Origin of the sequence: Bacillus sp. BS3(2021) (assembly GCF_021043345.1) — a bacterium.
Taxonomy (GTDB): Bacteria; Bacillota; Bacilli; order Bacillales; family Bacillaceae; genus Bacillus; species Bacillus paralicheniformis.
This window is the reverse complement of sequence record NZ_JAJNDM010000002.1, coordinates 152,284-177,840: the sequence shown is the minus strand read 5'-3', so window position 1 is coordinate 177,840 and position 25,557 is coordinate 152,284. Positions and strand designations below refer to the sequence as shown.

23 protein-coding genes and 1 pseudogene are annotated in these 25,557 nt (G+C 46.3%); 12 read left to right on the top strand and 12 right to left on the bottom strand.

All coding sequences use genetic code 11. From position 1 onward, the window contains the following. Positions 1-204: 204 nt before the first annotated feature. The gene (locus tag LQ247_RS06205) at positions 205-1,941 is read left to right on the top strand and encodes a right-handed parallel beta-helix repeat-containing protein (protein WP_231005852.1); all 1,737 of its coding nucleotides are present in this window, start codon (positions 205-207) and stop codon (positions 1,939-1,941) included. 23 nt (positions 1,942-1,964) lie between these two features. Here the strand turns inward: LQ247_RS06205 and LQ247_RS06200 are convergent, their stop codons facing one another. Beyond that, a complete protein-coding gene (locus tag LQ247_RS06200; RefSeq protein WP_026580535.1) occupies positions 1,965-2,183 on the bottom strand; it encodes a hypothetical protein in 219 nt (72 codons plus the stop codon). A 124-nt stretch (positions 2,184-2,307) separates the two neighbouring features. Here LQ247_RS06200 and LQ247_RS06195 point away from each other — a divergent pair, with 124 nt between their 5' ends. From LQ247_RS06195 to LQ247_RS06180, 4 genes are read left to right on the top strand one after another with little or no spacing between them, the layout of a single operon-like run. Next, positions 2,308-3,951 (top strand): spore germination protein, encoded by a 1,644-nt coding sequence (locus LQ247_RS06195; RefSeq protein ID WP_186439804.1) that lies wholly within the window; start codon positions 2,308-2,310, stop codon positions 3,949-3,951. Next, positions 3,935-5,158: a Ger(x)C family spore germination protein gene (locus LQ247_RS06190; RefSeq protein WP_231005735.1), complete on the top strand. Its 1,224-nt coding sequence runs from the start codon at positions 3,935-3,937 to the stop codon at positions 5,156-5,158. Before LQ247_RS06195 ends, LQ247_RS06190 begins: the two co-directional genes overlap by 17 nt. Before the next feature lie 24 nt (positions 5,159-5,182). Further along, the gene (locus tag LQ247_RS06185; RefSeq protein ID WP_101561625.1) at positions 5,183-6,289 is read left to right on the top strand and encodes a GerAB/ArcD/ProY family transporter; all 1,107 of its coding nucleotides are present in this window, start codon (positions 5,183-5,185) and stop codon (positions 6,287-6,289) included. A gap of 55 nt (positions 6,290-6,344) precedes the next feature. Further along, a complete protein-coding gene (locus LQ247_RS06180) occupies positions 6,345-7,076 on the top strand; it encodes a MerR family transcriptional regulator (protein ID WP_231005734.1) in 732 nt (243 codons plus the stop codon). Positions 7,077-7,365: 289 nt separating this feature from the next. On the opposite strand, the gene LQ247_RS06175 is transcribed toward LQ247_RS06180, so the two are convergent. Together LQ247_RS06175 and LQ247_RS06170 are read right to left on the bottom strand one after the other, a co-directional pair. Then, positions 7,366-8,049, bottom strand: a complete 684-nt coding sequence (locus tag LQ247_RS06175) for an ABC transporter ATP-binding protein (protein WP_101561623.1) — start codon at positions 8,047-8,049, stop codon at positions 7,366-7,368. 15 nt (positions 8,050-8,064) lie between these two features. Continuing rightward, positions 8,065-9,504: an ABC transporter permease gene (locus LQ247_RS06170; RefSeq protein ID WP_231005732.1), complete on the bottom strand. Its 1,440-nt coding sequence runs from the start codon at positions 9,502-9,504 to the stop codon at positions 8,065-8,067. 217 nt (positions 9,505-9,721) lie between these two features. Here LQ247_RS06170 and LQ247_RS06165 point away from each other — a divergent pair, with 217 nt between their 5' ends. Together LQ247_RS06165 and LQ247_RS06160 are read left to right on the top strand one after the other, a co-directional pair. Beyond that, entirely contained in the window at positions 9,722-10,408 is a 687-nt protein-coding gene (locus LQ247_RS06165) for a response regulator transcription factor (protein ID WP_026580542.1), read from the top strand. Further along, on the top strand, positions 10,398-11,825 hold the full coding sequence (locus LQ247_RS06160) for a sensor histidine kinase (RefSeq protein WP_039073204.1): 1,428 nt from the start codon (positions 10,398-10,400) through the stop codon (positions 11,823-11,825). The genes LQ247_RS06165 and LQ247_RS06160 overlap by 11 nt, the downstream gene beginning before the upstream one ends. 31 nt (positions 11,826-11,856) lie before the next feature. On the opposite strand, the gene LQ247_RS22280 is transcribed toward LQ247_RS06160, so the two are convergent. From LQ247_RS22280 to LQ247_RS06150, 3 genes and pseudogenes are all read right to left on the bottom strand, one after another. Beyond that, on the bottom strand, positions 11,857-12,810 hold the full coding sequence (locus tag LQ247_RS22280; protein WP_373367326.1) for a methyl-accepting chemotaxis protein: 954 nt from the start codon (positions 12,808-12,810) through the stop codon (positions 11,857-11,859). After that, a pseudogene (locus tag LQ247_RS22275) lies at positions 12,811-13,575 on the bottom strand (MCP four helix bundle domain-containing protein); the annotation flags it as partial. Between the two features lie 135 nt (positions 13,576-13,710). Further along, the gene (locus tag LQ247_RS06150; RefSeq protein WP_231005730.1) at positions 13,711-15,072 is read right to left on the bottom strand and encodes an aspartate kinase; all 1,362 of its coding nucleotides are present in this window, start codon (positions 15,070-15,072) and stop codon (positions 13,711-13,713) included. Positions 15,073-15,349: 277 nt separating this feature from the next. Here LQ247_RS06150 and LQ247_RS06145 point away from each other — a divergent pair, with 277 nt between their 5' ends. Genes LQ247_RS06145 through LQ247_RS06130 form a run of 4 tightly spaced genes read left to right on the top strand, consistent with a single transcriptional unit; the run spans position 15,350 to position 18,957 of the window. After that, positions 15,350-16,303, top strand: coding sequence for an ABC transporter permease (locus LQ247_RS06145; RefSeq protein WP_026580546.1), 954 nt, complete (start codon positions 15,350-15,352; stop codon positions 16,301-16,303). Further along, the gene (locus LQ247_RS06140) at positions 16,293-17,237 is read left to right on the top strand and encodes an iron chelate uptake ABC transporter family permease subunit (RefSeq protein WP_020450171.1); all 945 of its coding nucleotides are present in this window, start codon (positions 16,293-16,295) and stop codon (positions 17,235-17,237) included. The genes LQ247_RS06145 and LQ247_RS06140 overlap by 11 nt, the downstream gene beginning before the upstream one ends. Then, positions 17,237-17,995 carry an iron ABC transporter ATP-binding protein gene (locus LQ247_RS06135; protein WP_020450172.1) on the top strand — a complete coding sequence of 253 codons (759 nt, stop codon included), beginning with the start codon at positions 17,237-17,239 and terminating at the stop codon, positions 17,993-17,995. The genes LQ247_RS06140 and LQ247_RS06135 overlap by 1 nt, the downstream gene beginning before the upstream one ends. A gap of 14 nt (positions 17,996-18,009) precedes the next feature. After that, positions 18,010-18,957 carry a siderophore ABC transporter substrate-binding protein gene (locus LQ247_RS06130; protein WP_023855630.1) on the top strand — a complete coding sequence of 316 codons (948 nt, stop codon included), beginning with the start codon at positions 18,010-18,012 and terminating at the stop codon, positions 18,955-18,957. Positions 18,958-19,138: 181 nt separating this feature from the next. Here LQ247_RS06130 and LQ247_RS06125 read toward each other — a convergent pair whose 3' ends face one another. The 5 genes from LQ247_RS06125 to LQ247_RS06105 all read right to left on the bottom strand — a co-directional run bounded on the left by LQ247_RS06125 (position 19,139) and on the right by LQ247_RS06105 (position 23,550). Continuing rightward, complete coding sequence (locus tag LQ247_RS06125) at positions 19,139-20,560, bottom strand: MDR family MFS transporter (RefSeq protein ID WP_026580547.1); 1,422 nt, start codon at positions 20,558-20,560, stop codon at positions 19,139-19,141. Positions 20,561-20,571: 11 nt separating this feature from the next. Further along, positions 20,572-21,459: a TetR/AcrR family transcriptional regulator gene (locus LQ247_RS06120; RefSeq protein WP_020450175.1), complete on the bottom strand. Its 888-nt coding sequence runs from the start codon at positions 21,457-21,459 to the stop codon at positions 20,572-20,574. 94 nt (positions 21,460-21,553) lie between these two features. Beyond that, a complete protein-coding gene (locus LQ247_RS06115) occupies positions 21,554-22,396 on the bottom strand; it encodes an isocitrate lyase/PEP mutase family protein (protein WP_231005728.1) in 843 nt (280 codons plus the stop codon). A 110-nt stretch (positions 22,397-22,506) separates the two neighbouring features. Further along, positions 22,507-23,244: an NADPH-dependent oxidoreductase gene (locus LQ247_RS06110; protein WP_020450177.1), complete on the bottom strand. Its 738-nt coding sequence runs from the start codon at positions 23,242-23,244 to the stop codon at positions 22,507-22,509. Between the two features lie 18 nt (positions 23,245-23,262). Next, positions 23,263-23,550 carry a putative quinol monooxygenase gene (locus LQ247_RS06105; protein WP_026580550.1) on the bottom strand — a complete coding sequence of 96 codons (288 nt, stop codon included), beginning with the start codon at positions 23,548-23,550 and terminating at the stop codon, positions 23,263-23,265. Positions 23,551-23,727: 177 nt separating this feature from the next. Between LQ247_RS06105 and LQ247_RS06100 the strand changes: the two genes are divergently transcribed. Further along, positions 23,728-24,024 (top strand): ArsR/SmtB family transcription factor, encoded by a 297-nt coding sequence (locus LQ247_RS06100; protein WP_020450179.1) that lies wholly within the window; start codon positions 23,728-23,730, stop codon positions 24,022-24,024. 64 nt (positions 24,025-24,088) lie between these two features. Here LQ247_RS06100 and gabR read toward each other — a convergent pair whose 3' ends face one another. Further along, a complete protein-coding gene (gabR, locus tag LQ247_RS06095; RefSeq protein ID WP_026580552.1) occupies positions 24,089-25,519 on the bottom strand; it encodes a MocR-like transcriptional regulator GabR in 1,431 nt (476 codons plus the stop codon). Positions 25,520-25,557: the final 38 nt, after the last annotated feature.

Below are 25,557 nucleotides of genomic sequence, written 5' to 3'. Positions count from 1 at the left end.
ATTTTTGATCGCTAATGCAACAAGTTGTGAAGCGCTTTACAAGCGGATAGTAAAAACTTTTGGAAAAAAAATTAGATGAAAAGATTTTTTAATAAAATTTTACCTATCTTATGTACAAGCGGATTTTACTAGATTGGCATATATATATCGGAAACCGTTTTACAAAAGGAGGCTGAAAACAGCGTGCAGCAGCAACCTGAGGAAATGAGAATGACAGTGGTTGACGCGACAAAGTTCGGTGCTGTCGGCGACGGCAAAACAGACTCCACAAATGCGATCAACGAATGTTTGGTATGGACAAAGTCGATGGGATACAACACGGTATGGATACCGAACGGCACGTACCTGATTGACGGGACGAAAAACAGCGACCCGCGTGCTCCGTTTCGCGGAGCCGGCATCAATGTTCCGGGCAATATTGAAATTTTGATGGACGCGGAGACCGTCATCAAGGTAAAACCGAACAGCTCATGGGGATACGTTGCTTTTTATATAGGCGGAACATCCAATGTGAAAATATCCGGAGGCAGCATCATTGGGGAAAGGGATGAACACACATATACACCGGCGCCGAGACCGACCCATGAATGGGGATTCGGAATTTGTATCGAAGGGGCGTCAAATGTCGTTATTGAACATGTGAGAATAGCCGATTTTACAGGAGACGGAATCATTATCAGCAACGGAGGAGACGGCTATAAGCCGTCAAAGCGTATTAAGGTAACCAATTGTGAAATCAGGCGCTCCAGAAGAAATAATTTGTCGATCACAGGGTGCGACAATGTTCTTGTTGAAGGATGCAAAATTGCAGATGCGGGGACAGGCAACGGCACGGCTCCCCGTTTTGGGATTGATATAGAAGGCTACAGTGAAGGAAACATCGTCTATGAAGAACCCGTTAATGTCATCATCCGAAACAACGTGTTAAAGGGCAATGTCAACAATGCCATTTCCAATTTCAACGGCACTTCTGTCATCATCGAAGGCAATATCGCAGACGGTACCATTTCATACGGATACGGGACGAGTACGACGATTGCAAACAATATCATCAAGAAAAACCCCGAATCCACCGGACAGAGCATCGGAATTAACGGCCTCGGTGTAGGGGCTTTGGAAGCAAGAAGCGATGCCGTTATAAAGGGGAATTTGATTTCGGGTTTTACGACAGGCATCGATATCCGCGGAAAAAGCGTTTTTGCCACGGGAAATCAAATCCGTGATTTTGTAAATGCCGGAATTCTTGCTTATCAAGCGTCGCAAATCTTCATTGAAGGGAATAATATCGAAAACGACGTGCCTGAGCAAAGGTCCGGCACCGCTCTCAGCATCACGCAATCAGACAATGTAACGTTTTCCGGCAATCAGATCGCAAATGTCGTACTTGCGGTCAGGAGTACAGGCAATGACGTCCAAATAAAGGATAACGTCATCAAGCAATTCTCCAGAGGCATCTGGATATCGCAAGGAAATGCTGTGATAGAAGGAAACTTTATTTCGCCGGCCGGCTTTCAAACGGTGCCGGAGTCATATGCCGTATCCGTCACAAATACGGCTTCTGCAGTCATTCGGAAAAACACCTTCACCCGCTTCAGAAACTTTCCAATATACTGCTCGACAAATGAGCATACAAAAATTATCGGAAACGACATCGAAGATTCACCGCTGATTGTCACGCTGTATCTCACCCGCGGAACACACGAGATTATTGGCAATACGATCACGCTCGGCAGGCAGTCCTTGCCGGCTATCCTCATTTATCTCGACCAATCGTCGAACTCGGCGATCCTCGACAACACGCTCCGCAGCAATACCGCTGCAAGAGTGACGGCAATTCAAACCAATACGTCCAGGCAAACGCTGATCATCGGCAATACGGTTGTAAAAGGTATGATCCATTCTCACGAGACAGATACCGTTCATGGAAATATTGAAGTTTAAGCTCCCTTTTGATAGGGAGCCTTTTATGTCCTTTTTTTCTTCTTGCGGAAGTTCGCCGAGGCTTCGAGAAAAATGATAAACAAAAATAAAAGGATCATGATCCACTCGCCTACCTCTAAGATGGCAAACGTCAGGGAGTTTATTACGGCTCTTTGCAAGGTCATGCCTTGAAATACATCAAGCATGACAGCAAAAGTCTCTAAGGAAACAAATAATAAAAGCCCGATTCCGATCAGTTTCAACTTTTCACCACTCTCCGTTCCCCGTTATTTTTTCTCTTTTCATAAAGCACTATTCCCCCGGGAATAGTATAAATGTGCTTTTGCAAGGAAAAATATGAAAAACGAAAAGGGGATTCTGACAGCCATGCCATTCTTTTTTAAAGGTCGTCATCAAAAGGATAACAAACAAGAATCTCTTATGAGCGGAGATAAAAACCCGGAAACCGTAAATGTATCCGGGTTTGTGCGTCCCTTGCTTGCCGAAAACCTGAGCGTGATTAAAGAAATAACCGGAAACAGCGCAGATGTCGTCATCCGCAAATTAAAAACGGGCGCTGACGAGAAAATCGAATTGGCCGTCGTTTATGTCGGCGGCATTACAGATGAGAAAGCCATCCATGACTTTTTGCTGGAATCGATCATGAGCTCTGAAGAATTAGCGAAAAAGGAGTACGGACGGGATGTTCTTGAGACGATTGCAGGTGATGCCGTTGCGCTGGGCGGTGTCGAAAAAGAAAAGCGATTGGACAAGATGCTTGAATCGTTGATGGCAGGGGATACGATCATTTTGGCCGAGGGAACGGAAACAGCGGTTATTACGACCACGAAAGGCGGGGAAAAGCGTTCGATCAAGGAGCCTGAAAATCAGCAGGCATTCCGCGGTTCACGTGAGGGATTTATCGAATCTCTCGACACGAATATTTCTTTGGTGCGCCGAATCATTAAAAACCCGAATCTTTGGGTTGAAAAAATGACGATGGGAAGCGTCACAAAAACCGATGTGGCGATCATGTATATCAACGGGGTGTGCGACCCGAAAACGGTGAAAGAAGTCAAAAAAAGGATGGCTGGCATTGAGATCGACAGCATCCTTGAATCGGGGTATATTGAACAGTTTATTGAAGACGCTGTGTTTACGACCTTTCCAACGATATATCATACCGAAAGGCCGGACATGGTCGCAGGGAATCTGCTTGAAGGAAGAATCGCCATCTTTGTTGACGGTACACCGTTTGTCCTGCTTGTCCCTGCCGTTTTTATTCAATTTTTTCAATCTGTTGAGGATTACTATTCACGCTTTGACATTGCGACGTTCATCCGCTTTTTACGCGTGTTGATCTTTTTTATTTCGCTTATTGCACCTGCCGTCTACGTTGGTGCGACGACGTTTCACCAGGAAATGATCCCGACAGAGCTTTTGATCGTAATTGCCGCGCAGCGTGAAATCGTGCCGTTCCCGGCTGTGGTGGAAGCGCTGATCATGGAAATTTCGTTTGAAATTTTGCGAGAGGCAGGCATCCGGCTTCCGAAAGCGATAGGTTCTGCCGTTTCGATTGTGGGAGCCATCGTCATTGGACAGGCGGCTGTTCAGGCGGGGATTGTGTCGCCGGCGATGGTCATCGTCGTAGCGATCACAGCGATTTCAAGTTTTGCCACACCTTCCTTCGCCATGGCGATATCCGCCCGGCTGGTTCGGTTTTTCTTCATATTAGCCGCGGCGACGACGGGTTTTTACGGCATTATTCTTGGACTGATCATCATGTTTGTCCATTTATGCAGCCTCCGTTCGTTCGGTGTTCCATATATGACTCCTTTTGCGCCGTTTATTCTGAAAAACTGGGGCGACTCCATCGTTCGTTTGCCTTGGTGGACACATGAGAAGCGGCCTGAACTGATCGGCAATGACAATAAGGTGCGTCAAGGAGAATACCAGAAACCCAATCCGCCGGAATCAGGCGATATGAAGACAAAACAAGAAGATGGTGATCCAAATGAAACGAAGCCTTAAGATTGTGCTCCTGCTGGCCGCCATTGTTCTTCTTCAAGGATGCTGGGATAAAAGAGAGCTGACAGATTTGCTGCTGATCACCGCCATCGGTATTGATAAAGGTAAAAATACAGATTACGAATTAAGCTATCAGATCGTCAATCCGATCAATGTGACAGGAGGCCTTCAAGGCGGACAGGGAGGAGACAGGCCGCCGGTTTCAAGCTATTCTGTGACGGGCAATAATCTGACGGAAATGAGCAGGCACGCGTCGGCGAAAATGTCGAGGGAAATTTATTACTCCCACACGAACCTCGTGGTTGTTGATGAAAAACTCGCCAAGGAAGAAGGCTTGATTAAAATTCTTGATGTTCTTGACCGGGACACCGATTTTCGTTCAACGGCGACGATTATTATTTCCCGCGGCCAAAAAGCGAAAACATTCATCCGGACGCTGACGCCGATCGATAAGATCCCGTCAAATAAAGTAAACAAAACACTGCAATTTACTGAAGAGCATTTGGGAGAACATATAAAGACGAGCGTGCAGGATGTCATCAAGTGCTTGACATCGAAGGCAAAGCACCCGATTATTACTTCTTTTAAAGTATCCGGAAACAAGGAGAAGGGTGAAAAGATGGAAAACGTGCAGTCTACATCTCCTGAGGCAATAGTCGAAGCGGACGGGCTGGCAGTCATTAAAGAGGGCAAGCTCGTCAACTGGCTTGAAGGCAAAACCGCGCGGGGCGTTTTATGGCTGCGCAATAAAATCAGCAGAACGTATTTGACAACTACATTGAATCACGAAAAAGACGCCGTCACATTTGATGTCATCCGCCAAAAAACAAAAATCAGATCACATCTTAAAAACGGCAAACCGGCGATTTCGGTTGAAGTAGACATGGAAGGGGACATCGGCGAAACCACTGTGCCGATTCACCTGGATGATCCAAAAGTGCTGAGCGACATCGAAAGGAAGGTGGCAAAGGAGCTGAAAAATGAATTGCAGAATACCATTGACGTTGTTAAGCGAAACAAGACGGATGTTCTGCAATTCGGTGACGTTGTGTATCGCAACCACCCAAAAGTGTGGAAAAAGATGGAGGGCGAATGGAGCAATCGGTATTTTCCTCATACAGATGTCGACATTACGGTTAACGCATATGTACGGAGAACAGGTTTAAGGAACAACCCGAACATTTTGAATCATCACGAAGGGCGTTCTTGAATGAAAGAGAGAGGAGGGCTTTAAATGGAGAAAGCAAAAATCAGTGCTGCACAGTTGTTCGTGCTGATTGTTCTGTTTGAACTCAGCAGCTCTCTGCTGATTTTTCCAGGACAATCTGCCGAACAGGACGCCTGGATCGCGATCTTGTTCGGAACAGTCGGAGGGCTGGCTTTGTTTATGATGCACCACTTTTTCTACCAGGTGAATCCCGACGCCTCTCCCTATGAAACGCTGATGAGTATTTTTGGAAAACCGGTTGGCTGGGGCCTGTCTTTTATCTACATTGTTTATTATTGTTATATTGCGGCAAGGGTTTTGCGCGATTTTGGCGAAATGCTGCTGACGTCGGCTTATCCGAACACGCCGATTATCTTCGCGAATGGTTTGTTGATTGCAGTTTGTATTTTTACCGTGAGGAAAGGAATCGAGGTCCTGGCCCGTTCAGGCGAGCTGCTGTTTGGCATCATGTTTTGGCTCGCTGTCATAGGCCTCATCTTAATTGTTTCGTCAGGCTTGATTAAACCGAAAGAGCTTTTGCCTATTTTTGGAAATGGGCCCGGTCCGATGTTCCATGCCGTGTTCACGCAAACGCTGTATTTTCCGTTTGGAGAAATTATCGTCTTTACATTGATCCTGCCGTATTTAAAAGAAAAGAAACAGGCAAAAAAAGCGGGGCTGTTGGGAATCGCCATCAGCGGCATCATCCTGGCTTTTAATGTGGCATTGAACATCAGCGTGCTTGGCGTCGACCTCAATATGAGGTCGCGCTTCCCATTGCTGAGTACGATCCAGACGATTCAAGTCGCCGAATTTCTGGACAGGCTTGATGTATTTTTCATGCTCGTGTTGGTGATTGGCGGTTTTTTTAAGATGAGCATTTTCATGTATGCCGTAACCGAAGGCGTGACCGTCTTATTCAAGCTTAAAAAACCCTCCAAAATCGTTCATGTCATCGGCATTATCATTTTGATTTTATCTGTCTCCATTGCCAGCAATATTTCGGAGCATGTAAAAGAAGGAATCGAGTTTGTTCCTTTATATGTCCATTTGCCGATGCAGGTGATCCTTCCTGCTTTTATTTGCCTGGTCGCTTATGCGAAAATGAAAAAAAATAAAAAAAAGACCGTGTAATGGATTGACCCCGCCCTTAGGGCACCCTTTAACATGACAGACGAGGTGAAGTTTGATGCTCTATACGGTAAAAGAAGTGGCCGGGGTGGCGAATATCACGATCAAAACGCTATACCACTACCATAAGATCGGCCTTTTATGCCCCGCGGAGGTGACGGATGCCGGCTACCGCCTTTACGGGGTAAAAGAGCTGGAACGGCTGCAGCATATCTTGTTTTATCGGGAGCTCGAATTTCCGCTCAAGGAAATTAAGCAAATACTGGACGGCGAAGCTGATCGACTGACGATTTTATCTGAGCAGAAACGTCTTTTTACTGCCCGTTTGGACAGGATAAAACAGCTTATTTCTACGATCGATCTCTCGATTCAGCAGGCCGGGAAAGGAGAAGCAATGGATCAATCAAGCATGTTTAAAGGGTTTTCAAGCAGCAGGGAATGGGAGGACGCACTCGCTGAACAAAACCGCTATTTGAAGGAGGCATATGATGTCGATTTGCTGAGAGGAGAACCGGTCATCGCGGAAGAAATGAATGAAAAAGCTGAAGAGGCAGCCCGTTTTATGAATGGAATGGCCGAAGCGCTCAGAGATGGAGTCAAACACGACCATGAACAAGTAAAGACTGCCATTAAACGGCACCTTAAGTTTTTGGGGATCACGCCCGGCGATTTTCAGACGCAGACACGCTTTTTTATCGAAGATGATTTTCATCGCGGGATGCTTGAAAATCAGCAAACCGGCCTATCGTATTATTTGGCGGCGGCTGCAGAAGCTTTTGCTTCATCATAAAAGAAGGGGAACGGCTCATGCCGTTCCCCCAGCGTGTCGACAAACCCTCGCATTCGTTGTCAGGCCTGCGCGTCGGTGCTCACGAATAGGAGAAGGATCGGCGGCTAACCGCTCAGGCGTCCTGCCTGAACGCCGCCGTCATCACATCCTGTGAAAGTCAGCTTCCGATGCTCGGCCTTCCTAGACTGCAAGGGTTTTCAATCACGCTGAAAGGATGACAAAATCCCAAAACAAAAGGTCGTTTTGGGATTTTGTCAACAATCTGAGGGAACGGCTCATGCCGTTCCCCTTATCCTGCTGATCTGCGGTCTTTGACGGTAAAGCCGCCTCTTGAAAGCCGGATGTTGACATCGGATACCTTTGCGATCTGTTCGTCATGGGTGACCATGATGACGCATTTGTTTTCTTGGTGGGCAAGGTTTTGGAAGAGCCGGACGATGTCCTTTGATGTATTTTCATCCAAGTTGCCGGTCGGTTCATCGGCGACGATTAAGTCCGTGTCACAGCAGAACGCTCTGATGATGGAGACACGCTGCTGCTGCCCGCCGCTTAATGTCAATACTTTCTGTCTTGCCTGCTTTTCGCCGATGCCGACTTTTTCGAGCATCTCCAAAGCGTATTGTTCTTTGTTTTTGACCTGAGATCCGGTAATTTCCATGGCTGACGTGATATTTTGGAGAGCCGTCATATACGGGAGCAGGTTATAGGACTGAAAGACGATCGATACATATTGATTGCGGAAGCTGGTCAGCCCGATTTTTGAAATGTTTTCTCCTTTATACAGGATGTCTCCCTCTTTTGGTACATCAAGTCCGCCTGCCAGCGATAAAAAGGTGGTTTTGCCGGAGCCGGAAGTCCCGACAATCGTATACAAAAGCCCTTGGCTGAATTGAATGCTGATCTCTTCGAAAAGAGGCTGATCCTGATTTTTATACCAATAGCCGACATTCTGAAATTCTAAAATAGTGCCCATGATCTTCACTTCTTTCTATTCTTGTTTTGTTAAAATCGTTTTCGGATGGAGCCTTAAAACAGATATTGACGGAAGGAGCGTCGCGAACAGCGCGATTAAAAGGCCGATGCCGCCGAGTGCCATCAAGTCCCCGAAGGATACTTGAATGTCAAGCTGATCAATGGCCGAGACTTGGGCGGTCCTTTGTCCGAAGAAGCCTCCGCCGCCAAGGCCCATCATTCCGCCTGCAGACTGGCTAGCTGACGTTTGTTCGATTTGCTGGCTCAAGAGCTGGTTCCCGATTTGCCCGGCAATCAAGCTGCCGGTTAATGCTGAGATGCCGATGGCAAGCACTGCGATCATTAAGATTTCGGTCAAAAACTGTCCGATGAGTTTCCAGCGTTTTTCACCGATCGCCATCAGAACGCCCATTTCGTATTTTCTCTCCCTGATTGACATCATGACGATCAGTCCGAGGATCACCGCTCCGGCGATCGTGACGAGATAGACGACATTTTTCGAGAAGGACGCGACATTTTCAATCGGGCCGACCATCTGCTGGTACAACTGATCATTGGCATCCAATGTGAATGTATCCAAATCAATGCCTGTTTTCTTGGCAGCCGCAATGAAAGTGTCGATGTTGGAGGCGTCGTCCATATTGTAGACCGCTTCATCAATCGCGTTTTTATAATCGTCGCCTTTTAAGGCCGATGCCGCCGTATATGGTGTGTAGATTTTGTTATAAGGGTTTAAAAAGGCGAAGTTTTGCGCTTGATTGTCTCCGGATGAAGTCGTTTGATAGATTCCGACGATTTTCAAATTGATCGTTGTAGCTTCATCGCTGCTCGCTTTGACTTTGATCGTATCGCCGACTTTCAGAGCGTTTTCTTCGGCAAGCGTTTCTTCAATCACGGCGACTTTTTTATTCACATCATCCTTTGTTAAAGCACGGCCTTCCGTGATCTTGGACGTCCCGTTGGAAAATTCGTCGACAAGGGCTGTGCTTGTCACACCTTCGATTGATACGTCAGCCTGCATCATTTGCCGGTCGCCCTGTTCATTGCCGCCCGGTCCGGCCGGCTGCTCGCTGTTTGAGGCCGAAGAATCCTCGTCACCGCTTTCGATCGGATCGAAATTGTCCGCTAAAGCAGACGTAGAGGAGATGTAGTTATCGCTTTTGACATGGTCAAGGCCCGCAAGCTTCTCGGCTGATTTAACAGAAACGGGGGTCGATTCAAACCTTTTCCGTTCTCCTGATTCCTGCTGTTCTTTCATCATTTTTTCCCTGTCAACTTTGAGCGTGACGCTGCCTCCAAGCTGCTCCCTTGCCAGTTCGCTCGATTTCACGGCCGCCGACTGGATCGTAATTCCTGTCAGCACGAGCACGCAAATCATCGTGAAAACAAACAATTGTAAAAGTGTTTTTCCTTTTTTCGCTTTCATGCTCCAAAAGGCTCGTTTGAAAAAATTCATAACGCGTGATTCCTCCGTATCTATTTCATTTATTATGGCTGCGAAGTCAAACGGCAACAGGACTTTTGCCTTATGCTTGATTTCATCTTAGCCGCTACTTATGAATAAATTATGACCAAACTGTTGCCAGTCCTTTAAATGTTCATAATGGAATTGAGAAATGGCTGAGCCCTGTGTAAAATGAATCTAACGTTTGTCTAGCGGAGGCATATTGACGATGAAAATATTAATGATTGAGGATAATTTAAGCGTATGTACAATGACAGAAATGTTTTTTGCAAAAGAAGGATTTGAAACAGAGTTCGTCCATGACGGACTTGAAGGATATAACCGTTTTAAATCGGATGATTGGGATTTGTTGATCATCGATATCATGCTGCCGTCCATGGACGGGGTCACGATCTGCAAAAAGGTCAGGGAAGAGAGCACGGTTCCGATTATAATGCTGACGGCAAAAGATACGGAATCAGACCAGGTGCTCGGTTTTGAGCTCGGAGCTGATGATTATGTGACAAAGCCGTTCAGCCCTTTGGCGCTTGTGGCGAGAATCAAAGCGGTGAGCCGGAGGTATCAAAGCGCCGGCCGGCAGGATTCCGCTGACAGCGACTCGCTTGAAACGGAACATTTTAAAATCAATAAAAAAACGAGAGAAGTGTTTTTGGACGGCGTTCAAATTCAAAATTTGACGCCTAAGGAGTTCGATTTATTGTATTACCTGGTGCAAAGTCCAAAACAGGTTTTCTCAAGGGAGCAGCTGCTTGAGCAGGTTTGGGGATATCAATTCTACGGAGACGAGCGGACGGTTGATGTTCATATTAAAAGGCTGAGAAAAAAGCTTGGCAGCGACTCGCGGCCGTTTCTTTATACCGTATGGGGAGTAGGGTACAAGTTCGATGAAGATTAAGTATCTCTATCAGCTGCTGGCCAGTCACATCACTATATTAATCATGGCTTTTCTCATTACCGGGGCGCTGTTTTCCCACTTTGTCAAAGACTTTGCATACGAAAGCAAAGTCGATGAGCTGTCTTCTTACGGCTATCGCATCATGGGCGAAATGGAGATGCGGCCAAAAGGCGCGCCGGCCATTATGAAGCCGTTTGAGGAAATTTTGCGAAGCAGGAAGATCAGCTTCTTTCTTTTTAATGAAAAGAAAGAGGTCTTGATGACGCCGGCCGATTTGCGGCCGCGAAAGCTGTTGCTCAGTGATGAAGAATGGAAAGAGCTTAAAGATGGAAAGGCCGTAGTCGTCAAAACCGATTTTAACCGTTTTAATGAGGAAGTATCGGTTGTGGCGCTGCCCAACATCGTCAACAATGAATTTCAGGGAGGCATTCTGCTGACCGCTCCGATCAGCGGGACCGAGGAAATGATCAGCGACATGAACCGCTTTATGCTCTTTACGGCGGCGGGTGTTATCTTAGTCGCTATTCTTCTAAGCTGGCTGACGTCCAAATTCCATGTCGCCCGCATTCAGAAGCTCCGCGATGCAACGAAAAAAGTCGCCGCCGGAGATTATGACATCCATATCGAAAACCGCAATAAGGATGAGATCGGTGATTTGGGTGACGATTTTAACATTATGGCCCGCAAGTTAAAAAGCTCAAGCGAAGAAATCGACCGGCTTGAAAAGCGAAGAAGGCAGTTTATCACTGACGTCTCACATGAGCTGAAGACGCCGCTGACGACGATCAGCGGTTTAGTGGAAGGGATGAACAGCCAGACGATACCCGAAGATCAGCAGGATAAATGTATGAAGCTGATTACGGAGGAGACAAAAAGGCTGATTCGCCTCGTCAACGAAAACCTTGATTATGAAAAAATCCGTTCCAATCAGATTACACTGCAAAAACTGCATTATCCGCTGATCGAAGTGTTTGAAATCATTAAAGAGCAGCTGGCGCTTCAGGCTGAGGAGAAACAGAATCAGCTGATCCTCGATGTGGAGGATCATGTGATGGTCAATGCCGATTACGACCGGCTCATCCAGATACTCGTCAATATTACGAAAAACAGTATTCAATTCACAACGAACGGAACCGTTTGGCTGAGAGGCCGGGAAGACTATAAGGAGACGGTGATCGAAATAGAGGATACCGGAATCGGCATTGATGAAAAGGATATTGAAAACATTTGGGATCGTTTTTATAAAGCAGATTTATCACGGACGAACACCCCTTACGGAGAATACGGGCTGGGGCTGTCGATCGTCAGACAGCTCGTCGCCCTGCACAACGGTACGGTAGAGATTGAAAGTGAGAAAAACAAAGGAACAAAATTTATCATCCGTCTGCCGCTGACAGCGAGAGATGATGATGAATAGAAACCCGCCAGACAGCGTCTGGCGGGTTTTGTTAATCTTTAATTTTGAATTTCTGGATCAGGTGCTGCAGCTCTTCGGCGTTTTGCGCGAGGATCTGTGATGCGGCGGCGATTTCTTCCATTGAAGCAAGCTGCTCCTGAGTTGCCGCACTAACCGTTTGCGTGCCTCCCGCTGCTGTTTCGGCTACTTCTTTGACGCCGGAAATGGCGGTTTCGATTTCGCTTGCGCCGGCTGTCAGGTTTTTCACCAAGTTTGTCACGTCATTGATCTGTGTGACGACCTCCGTAATCGAGTTTTCGATTTTTTGGAACGCGCCTCCCGCTTCATGAACGACGACAAGTCCTTCTTTGACTTCGCCGGTTGCCGAAATGACCGAGTTCATCGTCTGCTTCGTATCGTTTTGAATGATCGTAATCAATCTTGTAATCTGTTCTGCTGAGCGGGCCGATTGCTCGGCTAATTTCCTGACTTCATCCGCGACGACGGCAAAGCCTTTTCCTTGTTCTCCCGCCCGGGCTGCTTCAATGGCCGCGTTTAAAGCAAGCAGGTTCGTTTGTTCAGCGATGCTCGTAATCACTTCGGTAATATTTCCGATCTCATTGGAACGCTCTGTTAAATGTTTAAATGCTTCTGAGAGAGAGACGACCGTTTCATTAATAGACTTCATTTGAGTGCTCACTTTATCAATGGCTTTCGTGCCTTCAAGCGACATCTTCGCCGTCTGGTCAGCGGTGGCGGCCGCTTTTTCGGCATTTGAAGAAATTCTTCCGGCAAACTCGGTCATTCCCATAATAACGGTTCTGCTGTTTTCAACGCTTTCCACCTGCTGATCGGAGCCTACTGCAAGCTCCTGGATCGTTGTTGAGATGTATTCGCTCGCCTTTGTGCTTTCATCCGCACTGGCGCTCAGCTCTTGTGATGAAGAAGCAACTTGGTGCGACGTTTCGCCGACCGTTTCAATGATCGAACGGACGCCTCCTACCATTTTGTTAAATGATGATGTCAGCAATCCCAATTCATCTTTCGATTGATATGTTCCTTTGACAGTAAAATCGCCTTGCTCGGTTTCTGCGAACAGCGCCTGAATGTCTTTGATCGGCTTTGTGATCAGCCTTGTCATTAAGAGGCCGATCGAGATGGATAAAACAAGCGCTGCAGCAATGACAATGATGAGAAGCGTGATGATTGAACCGGCTTCTTTAGAATCCTGCTGATAGATTGTTTTGGCGTTATCAGCATTTAAGGTTTGAATGTCTTCAATGAGCTGGTTGACCGTTTCTCTTTGAGGCTCCATCTTTTTTAGATAGACGTCATATGCTTTATCATTTTCGTTCTTCACCGCCAAGCTGAGCATCTCGCTGCTGATATCTTGCAATTTCTTGTATTCGGTTTTGAAATTTTCGTATTTTTTAGAGACGTTGTCCATTAATTTCAGCTGATCGATTTTTTCCATTAAGGTGCTGTTTTCTTCGTTTTTTTCCTTAATGTGTTTTTGCAATGTTTCATTTCGATCGTTGTCTTTCGTCACCATCAGCTCGAATTTGTACGTATCAATATCAAGGTTGTTCGCTTTTAAATTTGCAAACAACTGGTTGGGAACCAATTGATCTTGATAGATGATCTCTGAACCTTTGGAAAGCTTGTTCAGCCCGCCTATCCCCTGGATGCCGACAATCGACAAAGCCAGCGCTGAAATGATAATGATGACAAATAGTTTGCTTCTGATTTTTATATTTTTCAACAGATTCATAAGTGTTCTCCCATCAGTTTATTTACTTTACATATCGGCTTTCAAAACGGTTTTGTGAATGAATTTAAGGCAGGCAATTTTAGGGAAGGGTATATTTTCTGACAGCAAAAAAACCCCATAAAAAAAGGGGTTTTTTTAAACGAGAACTTTTGCGAAAAATTCCTGGTATAACGCGCGAACCGCTTGTTTTTCCTGAGCTTCCTTAACGCCGAACATCATGCTGACTTCCGAGGAGCCCTGGTTGATCATTTCGATGTTGACACGCGCATCGGACAATGCTTTTGACGCTCTTGCCGTCGTTCCGACGTTATGGCGCATGGCTTCGCCGACGACCATAATCAGGGCAATATTGTGTTCAATCGTCACTTCATCGGCATCCAGTTCTTCCTTAATCCGTTTGATTATCCGTTTTTCTGCTGCTTGATCCATTTGATCCTGCCTTAAAATGATCGTAATATCATCAATGCCGGATGGAATGTGTTCATACGTCAGTCCGTCATCTTCAAGGATTTGCAGAACGCGGCGTCCGAAGCCGATTTCGCGGTTCATTAAATATTTGCTGATGTAAATGCTGCAAAATCCGCTGTCGCTGGCGATCCCGACGACAGGTCCGTTCGTATTGTCGCGTGTGGTGACAACTCTTGTCCCCTCCGCGTCCGGATTGTTTGTATTTTTGATCTGAACCGGTATGCGCGCCCGGAAAGCAGGGATCAATGCTTCATCATGAAAGACGGAAAAGCCTGCATACGACAACTCCCTCATTTCCCGGTATGTCAGCTCGCGGATTTCTTTCGGGTTGGATACGATCGCCGGGCTGACAGAATAAACGGCGTCAACGTCAGTGAAGTTTTCATACAGCTCGGCTTTCAATCCATTCGCTAAAATGGAACCTGTAATGTCAGAGCCGCTCCGCGAAAACGTCATGACTTCGCCTTCCCGGCTGAATCCGAAGAAGCCGGGAAAGATGATGATGCCCTTTTGCTGTCTCAGCTGAAACAGATTGTCATACGACTCGGGCAGGACTTGTGCGTTGCCTGGCTCGCTCGTCACAAACAGCCCGGCGTCTTTTGGACTGACATAGTGCGCTTCAACTCCCTGGTGCCTGAAGTAAGCCGCTACCAATTTGGCATTGTTATCTTCGCCGCTTGCTTTGACCGCATCGATAAACCGTTCCGGATTTGTTTTATCACCTTCGAGCAGCTGAAGCAGGTCGGCCCGGATCCGGTCGATCACGACATCGTCAAGTCCGAGCTCAAGCGCGATATCGGCATATCGTCCGACAATCGCCTCAACCAGATCGGGCGCTTTTTTTGATGATAAGTACTGTTCGGCGCATTCGATTAAAAGGTCCGTTACTTTCGTATCCTCGGGGTGCCGTTTTCCGGGTGCTGATACAACGACGGCCTTCCTTTTCGGATCAGAAGTGACAATTTGAAATACTTTCTCTAGCTGAGCCCCTGAAGCGAGCGAGCTGCCCCCAAATTTAACGACTTTCATTTGTTACATCTCCCAAAGTTTAAATTTTCGAAATAAATTTAATCTTAATTATTGCGCTTTTTACAAGAAGAATCAAGGTTTTTCTTTCGGGAATGAACAAATGTATTTTTGAGGAGGACTAAAGATGGGGAAATCGCATGGTTTCAACCTTTGTATCTATTAATCTTATTGACTATGTCAGAAAAAATGGTAAGATATATGAAGACTCTTATTGATAATGATAATCATTAACGTCGGCGGAGGGGTTTGCTTTGTTGTGCAAGGAGGCTACTGCAGCATGAAATTACGATACTTATTGCTAATGCTCATCATTCTTTCAATCAGCTCGATTTTCATCGGCGTTAAGGAGCTTTCGCCTCTTGATCTTTTCCGCTTTAACGAGGACGAAATTCAAACGCTTTACATAAGTAGAATTCCGCGCTTGATTAGCATCGTGCTTGCGGGAATGAGCTTGAGCATTTGCGGGCTGATCATGCAGCAGCTGACGCGCAATAAATTTGTTTCACCGACCACCGCTGGAACGATGGATTGGGCGAGGCTCGGTGTGATCATTGCGATCGTGCTTTTTTCGTCTGCAGGAATTGTGGTTAAAATACTGTTTGCCTTTGTTTTTGCACTGTTTGGCAGTTTTTTGTTCGTCAAAATTTTGGACAGAATCAAGTTCAAAGATGCGATCTTCATCCCTCTCGTCGGTATGATGCTCGGAAGTGTTGTCAGCGCCATCTCCACTTTCATGGCTTATCAGTACAATATCATTCAAAACGTCAATGCATGGTTTGAAGGGAATTTTTCGCTGGTCATGAAGGGGAGGTATGAGCTCTTATTTCTGAGTATACCGCTCGTTATCATTGCCTATCTGTTCGCCAATAAATTTACGTTGGCCGGGATGGGGGAGTCTTTTTCCATCAATCTTGGATTGAATTATAAGCGGGTGGTCAATATCGGATTGATCATCGTATCTATTATTTCGTCCGTGGTCATCCTGACGGTCGGCACGCTTCCCTTTTTGGGATTGATCATCCCGAACATCGTGTCCATCTACAGGGGAGATCATTTGAAAAACAGCCTGCCTCATACGGCGGTTCTCGGAGCCGTTTTCGTCTTGTTTTGCGATATAGCGGGACGTCTCGTCATTTACCCGTACGAAATTTCGGTTGGTTTGATGGTCGGCATCATCGGGAGCGGCGTTTTTCTTTACTTGCTTTTAAGGAGAAAAGCCTATGCGTCATAAACAGAAAATGCTTATACTCATCGTGATAGCGGCAGCCTGCATCGGCTTGTTTCTGTTCTACGGATTGCCGTCTGTATGGGAATATGCGCTTCCGCGGAGGTTTGCCAAAGTTTTTGCGATCATCGTTGTCGGTACAGCCATTGCGTATTCGTCGATGATTTTCCAAACGATCACAAACAACAGAATTTTGACGCCGAGCATTCTCGGACTCGATTCTCTCTATGTTCTGCTGCAAACCGGGATTATTTACTTTTTCGGTGCAGCCAAACTTGCCGATCTTGGTAAAAACGGCAATTTTTTATTGTCAACCGGTTTGATGGTCTGTTTTTCATTTGTGTTGTTTTTCCTGATGTTTCGCCGCGGGGGAAGGCACATCTTCTTGCTGCTGTTAGTTGGAATCGTATGCGGCACATTGTTCAGAAGCCTGTCATCCTTTATGCAAATGCTGATCGATCCGAACGAGTTTCAAGTTGTTCAAAACAAGATGTTTGCCAGCTTCAACAATTTGAACACGGACATTTTAATGCTTGCTTCGCTCATCATTCTGGCGATTCTCGTTTACGCTTGGCGGTATAATCCGTACTTTGATGTCATTTCGCTCGGCAGGGATCAAGCCGTCAACCTCGGAATCGATTACGACCGGACGGTGAAGAAAATGCTGATCGTCGTCGCCGTTCTCGTCTCCGTGTCTACTGCACTTGTAGGGCCGATCACATTTTTGGGGCTGCTCGTCGTCAATGTGGCGCGGGAAGTATTTAAAACGTATAAGCACAGCGTCCTGATTCCCGGAGCGGTTTTGTTCAGCATCATTGCGCTTGTCGGGGGCCAGTTCATTGTTGAAAAACTGTTTGGTTTAACGGTGACGCTTGTTGTGATCATTGATTTTATCGGCGGGATTTATTTTATTTACCTGTTGCTGAAGGAGCGTAAATGATGATAGAAGTACGAGATATCATGAAACAATTCGGAGAGCAGACCGTTGTTCATCCCACGACTTTAACGATAAAAAAAGGAATGATCACGTCCTTCATCGGACCGAACGGAGCGGGGAAAAGCACGCTTTTGTCCATCATCAGCAGGCTGATCGGAATGGACGCCGGAAAAGTGCTGATTGACGGCAAGGAAATCAGCGCTTACAAAAGCAATGATTTAGCCAAAAAAATCAGCATTTTAAAGCAGTCCAACCAGATCAACATCAGGCTGACTGTCAGGGAGCTCGTCAGTTTCGGCAGATTTCCTTATTCACAGGGAAGGCTCTCGAAAGAGGACTGGGCATATGTCGACGAAGCGATTGATTATATGAAGCTGAGAGAGATTGAGCATAAACACCTCGATCAGTTGAGCGGCGGCCAGTGCCAGCGTGCTTTTATCGCAATGGTCATCGCTCAGGATACCGACTATATATTGCTTGATGAACCATTAAATAACCTCGATATGAAACATTCAGTAGAGATAATGAAGCTCTTGAAAGACCTTGTCGAAAATCGCGGTAAAACGATCGTCATTGTCATTCATGACATTAATTTTGCCTCGGTTTATTCAGACAGAATCGCAGCCCTGAAAAACGGGCGGATTGTAAAAGAGGGGCCGGCGGAAGACATTATCCAAACGCCGGTGCTGAAAGACATCTATGATATGGACATTCCGATCCAACAAATCGGAGACCAAAAAATCTGTGTATATTTTAAATGATGAGGTGACTTGAATTGAAAAAACTATCTTTATTGATTATGGCATTGATAACCGTTCTTGTCGTATCCGCCTGCGGAAACAAAGCTGCTGATACAGATGCAAAATCTTCCTCTAAAAAAGAAACCGTCACAATTAAACATAACAGCGGTACAACAGATGTACCGAAAAACCCGAAAAAAGTCGTTGTCTTCAACTTCGGAATGCTTGACACGCTTGACGAGCTTGGCTTGAGCGATCGCGTTGTCGGCCTTCCGAAACAAACCCTCCCGTCTTACTTGAAAAAATACAAAGACAGTAAATACGAAAGCGTCGGCGGACTAAAAGAGCCTGATTTTGAAAAAATTGCAGAGCTTGACCCCGATTTGATCATCATCGAAGGCAGACAGTCTGAGCAGTATGACGAGTTTAAAAGGATCGCACCGACGATCGACATCGAGCTTGACCAGAAGAACTACATGAACAGTTTTAAAGAAAATACCGAAAATATTGGAAAAATCTTCGGTAAAGAAGATGCTGTCAAAGAAGCTCTTGCGAAAATCGATGATAAAGTAGAGAAAGCCAACAAGCTTGCGAAAGAAAAAGGCGGCAAAGGATTGGTCGTCTTAACAAGCGATAAACAAATCAGCGCGTATGGAAGCGGCTCAAGATTCGGTTTGATCCATGATGTGCTCGGCGTTGAACCTGTCGACAAAAACATCGAGGCTTCCCTTCACGGCCAAAGCGTCTCTTCCGAGTATATTTCTGAAAAGAACCCTGATTACCTGTTTGTCATCGACCGAAGCGCTGCCATCGGCGAAAAAGGAACAGCAAAAGAAGTCATTGAAAATGAAATTGTAAAATCAACAAAAGCTTATAAAAAGAGCCATATCACATATCTTGATCCAGGTTACTGGTACCTGTCAGGCGGAGGTCTTGAGTCCGTATCTGAAATGGTGACAGAAGTTGAAAATGGATTAAAATAAAAGAGCGAGGCTGCCGGTGTATCCGGCAGCCTTTTTGTCTGTTCAGGAGAAGAACTCGAATGATATTCATTTCATATGAAAGGAGACGCAGAGCAGGTCTTCATGCTTCTTACGCTGCAAGGGATCAAATATATCAAACCATATAAAAACACGCCAGTTTGATTGAACTGGCGTGTCAGGATCAGCGCGCCGGCTGGCCTTGTTTGTCGGCCTGCGGCTTCTTTTTCAATGTGAACGAAAGGATAAATCCGATCAGCGCCAAGACAGCGGCCACGATAAAGGCGGAATTCATGCCGTGAATGAGCGCATTTAACGGGTTAGATGCGGCAGCGTTTTTGGCTGAATTGCTCATGACGGAAATCAAAACGGCCGTGCCGATTGAACCGCCGATCTGGCGCATCGTATTGTTCATCGCTGTTCCGTGCGGGATGAGATGCATCGGAAGTGCATTGATGCCAGCGGTTGTGAGAGGCATCATAATCATGGAAGTGCCCATCATCCGCAGCGTATAAATGACGATAATAAATGTCAGCGAAGTATCCATTTGCAGATCCGCAAACGGGATCGACGTCAGCAGCAAGATGGCAAAACCGATAATCGCAAGACCTTTTCCACCGATCTTGTCAAAAATCCGGCCGATGATCGGCGACATGATACCCATTGCTATCGCGCCCGGCAGAAGCATCAGACCGGAATCGAAAGCTGTCACGTCTCTGACGTTTTGCGTATACAGCGGCAAAATGGTTTCAGTACCGATCATTAATGCAAAAACGATCATACCGAGGAGCGTTGTTATCGTAAAAGTCCACGATTGGAAAACGCGAAACTCGAGTATCGGCCTTTTGATTCTTAATTGTCTAGAGATAAAGAAGAACAGAGCGACCGCACCGACTGCAAAGGAAATTAAAACGGTATTGCTTCCCCAGCCTTCTGATCCGGCGTTGCTGAAGCCGTACAATAAACCGCCGAAACCCAGGCTGGACAGGATAATAGATAAGATGTCGACTGATGTTTCTCTCAATTTCGTAACGTTTTTCATCAGTAAGATGACAAGCACAAGATCAATCAGGGCAATTGGCAGAATAATATAAAATAAGTATCTCCATGTAAAGCTGTCGACGATCCAGCCTGACAATGTCGGTCCGATGGCCGGTGCAAATGCGATGACCAAACCGACCATACCCATTGCAGCCCCGCGTTTTTCAACCGGGAAAATCGTTAAAAAGATCGTCTGCATGAGCGGCATCATAATTCCCGCACCCGCGGCCTGGATGATTCGCGCCGCAAGGAGAACCGGGAAGTTAGGCGCAACTGCGCCGACGACCGTTCCCGCCACAAAGATGCTCATCGCGGCGATGACGAGCGCGCGGCTCGAAAATTTTTCGATTAAAAAGGCGGTAATCGGAATGAGAATCCCGTTTGTCAGCATGAACGCCGTTGTCAGCCATTGAGCTTTTGTAGCGTCTATGTTTAAGTCTGCCATAATATGCGGCAGTGCCGTAACCAGAAGCGTTTGGTTCAAGATCGCGATAAACGCCCCTGCAATGAGCAAACCTACGATGATATTTCTGTTGTATGTCTGTTGTTCAGTTCCTGTGTTCATATCAATCCCTCTTATTCTTTGATACTAATTGTTTGTATTTGTGAAACATCGCATTGGAGCGCCTCGATTTTTCCAAGGTAATCAAGGAGAGCCTTAATTAAATACGTGCGGGGCTCATTGGCGAAAAGCTCCTCGCTCAGCAAATCTGCGGCAGACAGCAATTCTGTCACGGAAACGTCGTCTTGTGGCAGCGAGGAAATCTTGTTTTTCAGTTTTTGCAAAAGGTCTTCAAGCAATTCCTCTTTTTTGGGCGGTGCCCAGCATGATGAGAAATTCGTATAGGAGGCAATAATGTCTTCATTTAATGAACTTTTCTGATCTTCGTTCAGCTTTTTCTCTATGAAGAGATCCAGAACCGACATAATGAATGGCGGAATCGTTTTAACGTCGGGCTGTGCTTTTCCAGTGCCGACTAAAAACAGGAATTCTCTCATCAAACCGTGGAAAATGATGACGATATCCCATATAAACGGTTCCACCTCTTCGCCGTACGCTTGAATGATAGAGTCTTTATGCCAGCTGATGATCAGCGATTTTGTTTCTTTCAGATGCTTTTTAAATACCGCGGTATCGGGAGACGATCCCTCATTGGAGAGGAAATTGATAAATTGGCGGTTTTCCCTGAATTCCGTAATCTCCAAAGCGATTTTTTTAGCGAGTCTTTCTTTTGGCGTCAGCGAGGTTTCCGTATTGATGATGGCGCTTTTGTTCAGCATTTCATGCTTTCTGAACTTGATCAATGCCAGCAGAAGATCTTCTTTAGATTGAAACAGTTTATAAATAGATGCTTTTGACATTTTGCATTCTTCAGCGATCGCTTGCATTGCAACGTTATGATAGCCTTTTTGGGCAAACAGCTTTTTGGCGGCCCTTAAGACTGCTGCTCTTTTTTCGTTCATTCCGGCTCCTTCTTTCGCAATGATAAAACTCATGGGTTACGAAAAAACCCATGAGTTTTCATAAATGAAATATTAACAGACCGAACTGTTTAGGTCAACGATTTTGTTTTGGGTTACGATGAAGGCTGATCCAATCGGCAGCTTCGCCGTATGAAAGGACTCCGTCCGTCATATGACTGAAGGAGCCGCGGGTGATGATGTCTTCACCGATCTTTTTCACCAGTGACAGGGCGGCTCTGAACGGGGCGGATCCGCAGCTGATTCTTTCGATCCCCAGTTCGGAAAGAATTTGTAAAGAGGGAGTGTGTGAGCCGGCCAGTACGTTGAGTGGTCCGGGTATATCTTTTCTCAGCCCGGCAATGGTGCCTGTATCATTGGCTCCGGGGATAAATATGCAGTCCGCGCCTGCTTGTCTGTACCGATTTGCCCGCCGGACGGCTGTTTGAAGCCGGGAACCGGGAGCGTCTGCATTGAACCAGTATACATCCGTGCGGGCATTGATCAAAACAGGAAGGTTCAGTTTTTTGACAGCCGCAATTTTTTCTTCCATTAATGTTGCATCACAAAGCGGCCGGCAGGGGTCTTTCGTTCCGTCTTCAATATTCATACCGACAACGCCGGCCGCTGCGGCTTTTTTTGCGTTTTCAGCAACTGCTTCCGGTGATTGGCCGTAACCCGCTTCAAGATCTGCGCTGACGGGAATATCGACGGCATCCGTGATGGTTTTCAGGACGGAAAGCAATGTTTCAAAAGGGAGATGTTCGCCGTCGGGATAGCCGAGGGACATGGCAATTCCGGCGCTGGTTGTGCCGACTGCTTTAAAACCGCAGTTTTGAAACGCTTTGGCGCTGGCCGCATCCCAGGCATTCGGCAGAACGAACGGGCCTGACTGATGATGGAGGTCTAGAAATGCTTTATATTTTGCAAATGGTTTCATGTGTTCCACTCCTTTTTTACATAGTGTAAAGGTAAAGACCTTCGATGCTCATCGAAATGTGGAATGGAACGCATGAAAAAAGGCTATCGATCACCGATAGCCTAAAGTATCTATTTGAGTTTAAATCCTTGTTTCTCAAGCATCTCACGGATGTGAGGATAATACACTTTATTGTAATAAGCGGATATGCCCTGAGACCAGTTTCTTGTTTCCTGTCCGTTTGTCCGTTTTGTCATGTATTCGGATATTTCTTCATCGTACGCGTCGATCAGCGGTTTTAAGTCAGGTTGATAGGTTTCGCTGTGCCTTACCGCTTGTTCAGGAAGTCGCGGCTTTTTCGCGGAGCGGTCCGCCGGATGGCCGACGACAAGCCCTGCGACAGGGAAGACGTATTCGGGAATATTGAGTAGCTCGATCAGCTCTTCTGCACGACCGCGGACAGCGCCGATCGGCACAGTGCCAAGCCCCATCGATTCAGCGGCCGCTGTGGCCGTACCGAGAGCGATGCCTGCGTCGACAGCTCCGACAAGCACGGATTCCATTCCGTCTGTGATCGCAAGCGTTTCGCCGTTTTTCTCAAGGGCGATTTTCGCACGGTTGAAGTCCGCGCAGAACAAAAGGAAAACGGGGGCCTGCTCGATCCAGACCTGTCCGCCGGCCAATTCGGCGATTTTCTTTTTCCGTTCTTCATCTTGAACCGTAATCACGGTGACCTGCTGGCCGTTGATTGAAGTCGGTGCGGCTTGAACGGCTTGAATGATCTTGTCCAGCTGTTCAGGGTTCACGGACTCATCTGTATAGCTGCGAATCGATCTATGGTCTGTCAATGATTTCAATACTTCATTCATTTAAACGTCATCCTTTCTTTAATCCGGTGTGTGCGTTTTAACCACATTCAGCGGTTCTGATAAAAGGTCGCCCGCGGCTTGAACGAAAGCTTGAAAGTGCTCTGTCTGATTATGGGCGTCAATTGCGTTTTGATCTTTCCATTGCTCAAGCATGACAAATGTATTGGCATGTTCGGTATCTTCAAACAGCTGGTATTGGGCATTGCCGGCTTCAGCTCTTGAATGTTTAAGCAGCGGTTGTACGCTTTCGAGAAAGGCGTCGCGTTTTTCTGGTTTTACTTTCATATAGGCTTGCAATACGATCATCGGTTCAAACCTCCGTCATGTCATTTAGAATTCCTTTGCGTGTACGTTGTATACACATTGAATTGATTGTTCGAAAATCATCGAACAATTGCATCGTAACATGTCTTTGCTTTGGCGGCAACCTATTTGCCTTCTTGACGAATTGTCTTGAAGTTAGGATTATGATACATTTAACCCATGAAAACAAATGAAATGAAGTTAATATCTGTTCTCCATGCCTTGAGTGATCCATACAGGCTTGAGATTGTCAAAGCCCTGGCTGACACAGCCGAGAAAACGTGCGGTACATGCACAAATCTCAATATCGCAAAGTCTACGCTGTCCCACCATTTCAAGGTGCTGAGAGAAGCGGGGCTGCTCAAAGTCCGCATTGAAGGGAAGCATCATTATTACTCCCTCTGCAAACGGGAATTGGAGGAGCAGTTTCCGGGACTGATTGAGGCGGTTCTCCAGGTAGAAAAGGAACGGTGGTAAACGGGCAGACGTTGGCTTTCTAAAGCCAAGTTGATACCGGCAGGAGCGAACCTGCCGGTATTTTTTAAAACTTCTCATCACCGCATACCGCTTCATAAAGCTTGGCAGTCCCTTTGTCGATCTGATCGGCAGCGATTTTAGCAAATCCAAGCACGAGCGATACTGTTCCTTCATGTTTTGTCTGCTCTTTCTTTAACGTAAACCGGTTCATGCCGTAAACCTCGACCCGTCTATCCTTTGCTCTTGATAAAACCTCTTCTTCACTTCTATCTGTTTCAAAATCGGCCACAAAGTGAAGGCCTGCGCTTTCGCCTTTAATTTTCACCCGGCCGTTAAAGGTTTTGACAAGGCTTCCGATCAGCCTTGTCCGCTTTTCTTCGTAAATCTGGTTCATTTTCTTGATGTGCTTTTGGTATTCCCCCGATTCGATCAATTCCTGCAAGGCGAGCTGTGTTAAAACGCTGCTCGATTGAATCGAGAAATGGTGCCTTTTTCTGTATCGCTTCAGCAGCTTTTGCGGCAGTACCATATAGCTGATTCTCAGACCCGGAAGAAGCGATTTTGAAAACGTGCCGATATAGATGACTTTTTCAGAGCGGTCAAGGCTTTGCAGGGCGGGGATCGTATCGCTCCCGTATTTGAATTCGCTGTCATAATCGTCTTCCACAATATAGCGGTTTTCCCCGTCGGAAACCCAATTTAAAAGCTGAATCCTTCTCGATACCGGCATAATGATTCCTGTTGGAAACTGGTGTGAAGGCGTGACAAATAAAACATCCGGATTCAGACGGTGAATCTCGCTGATCCGCATTCCTTTATGATCGAGCTGAATCGTGGCCACTTCTTTCCCTTCATTTTTCAGCAGTCGATAAATGCGGCTGTATCCCGGCTCCTCCATCGCATAGACGGCTGAGGCGGGGAGAAGATCCTGAAGCGTATGAATTAAGGACTGCGTGCCTGCGCTGATCACGATTTGTTCGGGGTGACACTTGACGCCTCTCGTTAAAGCGATAAACCGTGCGATCGTTTGGCGCACTTCGTAGACACCTTGCGGATGCGTCATTTCTCCAAGTTCGTTTACATGAGAAGAAACCGCTTTCTGTTCACAGCGAAGCCATGTTTTAAATGGAAAATGCGCCGTATCGACGCTCATATGGGAAAACGATATCCAGCCGTCTTTGCTTGCCGGCTTTTCAACCAGTTCTTTTTCCAATTGAAAAGGGCCGGGATGGCGGCTGGCATGGAACGTTTCGATCTGCTCTACAAAAAAGCCTTTTCTTTCACGTGAATAAAGATAACCTTCTGCCAGAAGCTGCTGGTAGGCAGCGTTGACCGAATTAATGCTGACGTTCAATGCTTCGGCGAGCTCGCGCTTGGAAGGGAGTTTTTTTCCCGGCAAAAGATTGCGGCTGAAAATTTCTTCTTTAATCCGTTGATAGATTTGGTGATAAATATAATCCGCATCCTTGGAGCGGTCAATCGGTATCGTAATCATAGCGCCTCCCCCCTGGTACCATTGAAAATTAATGATTG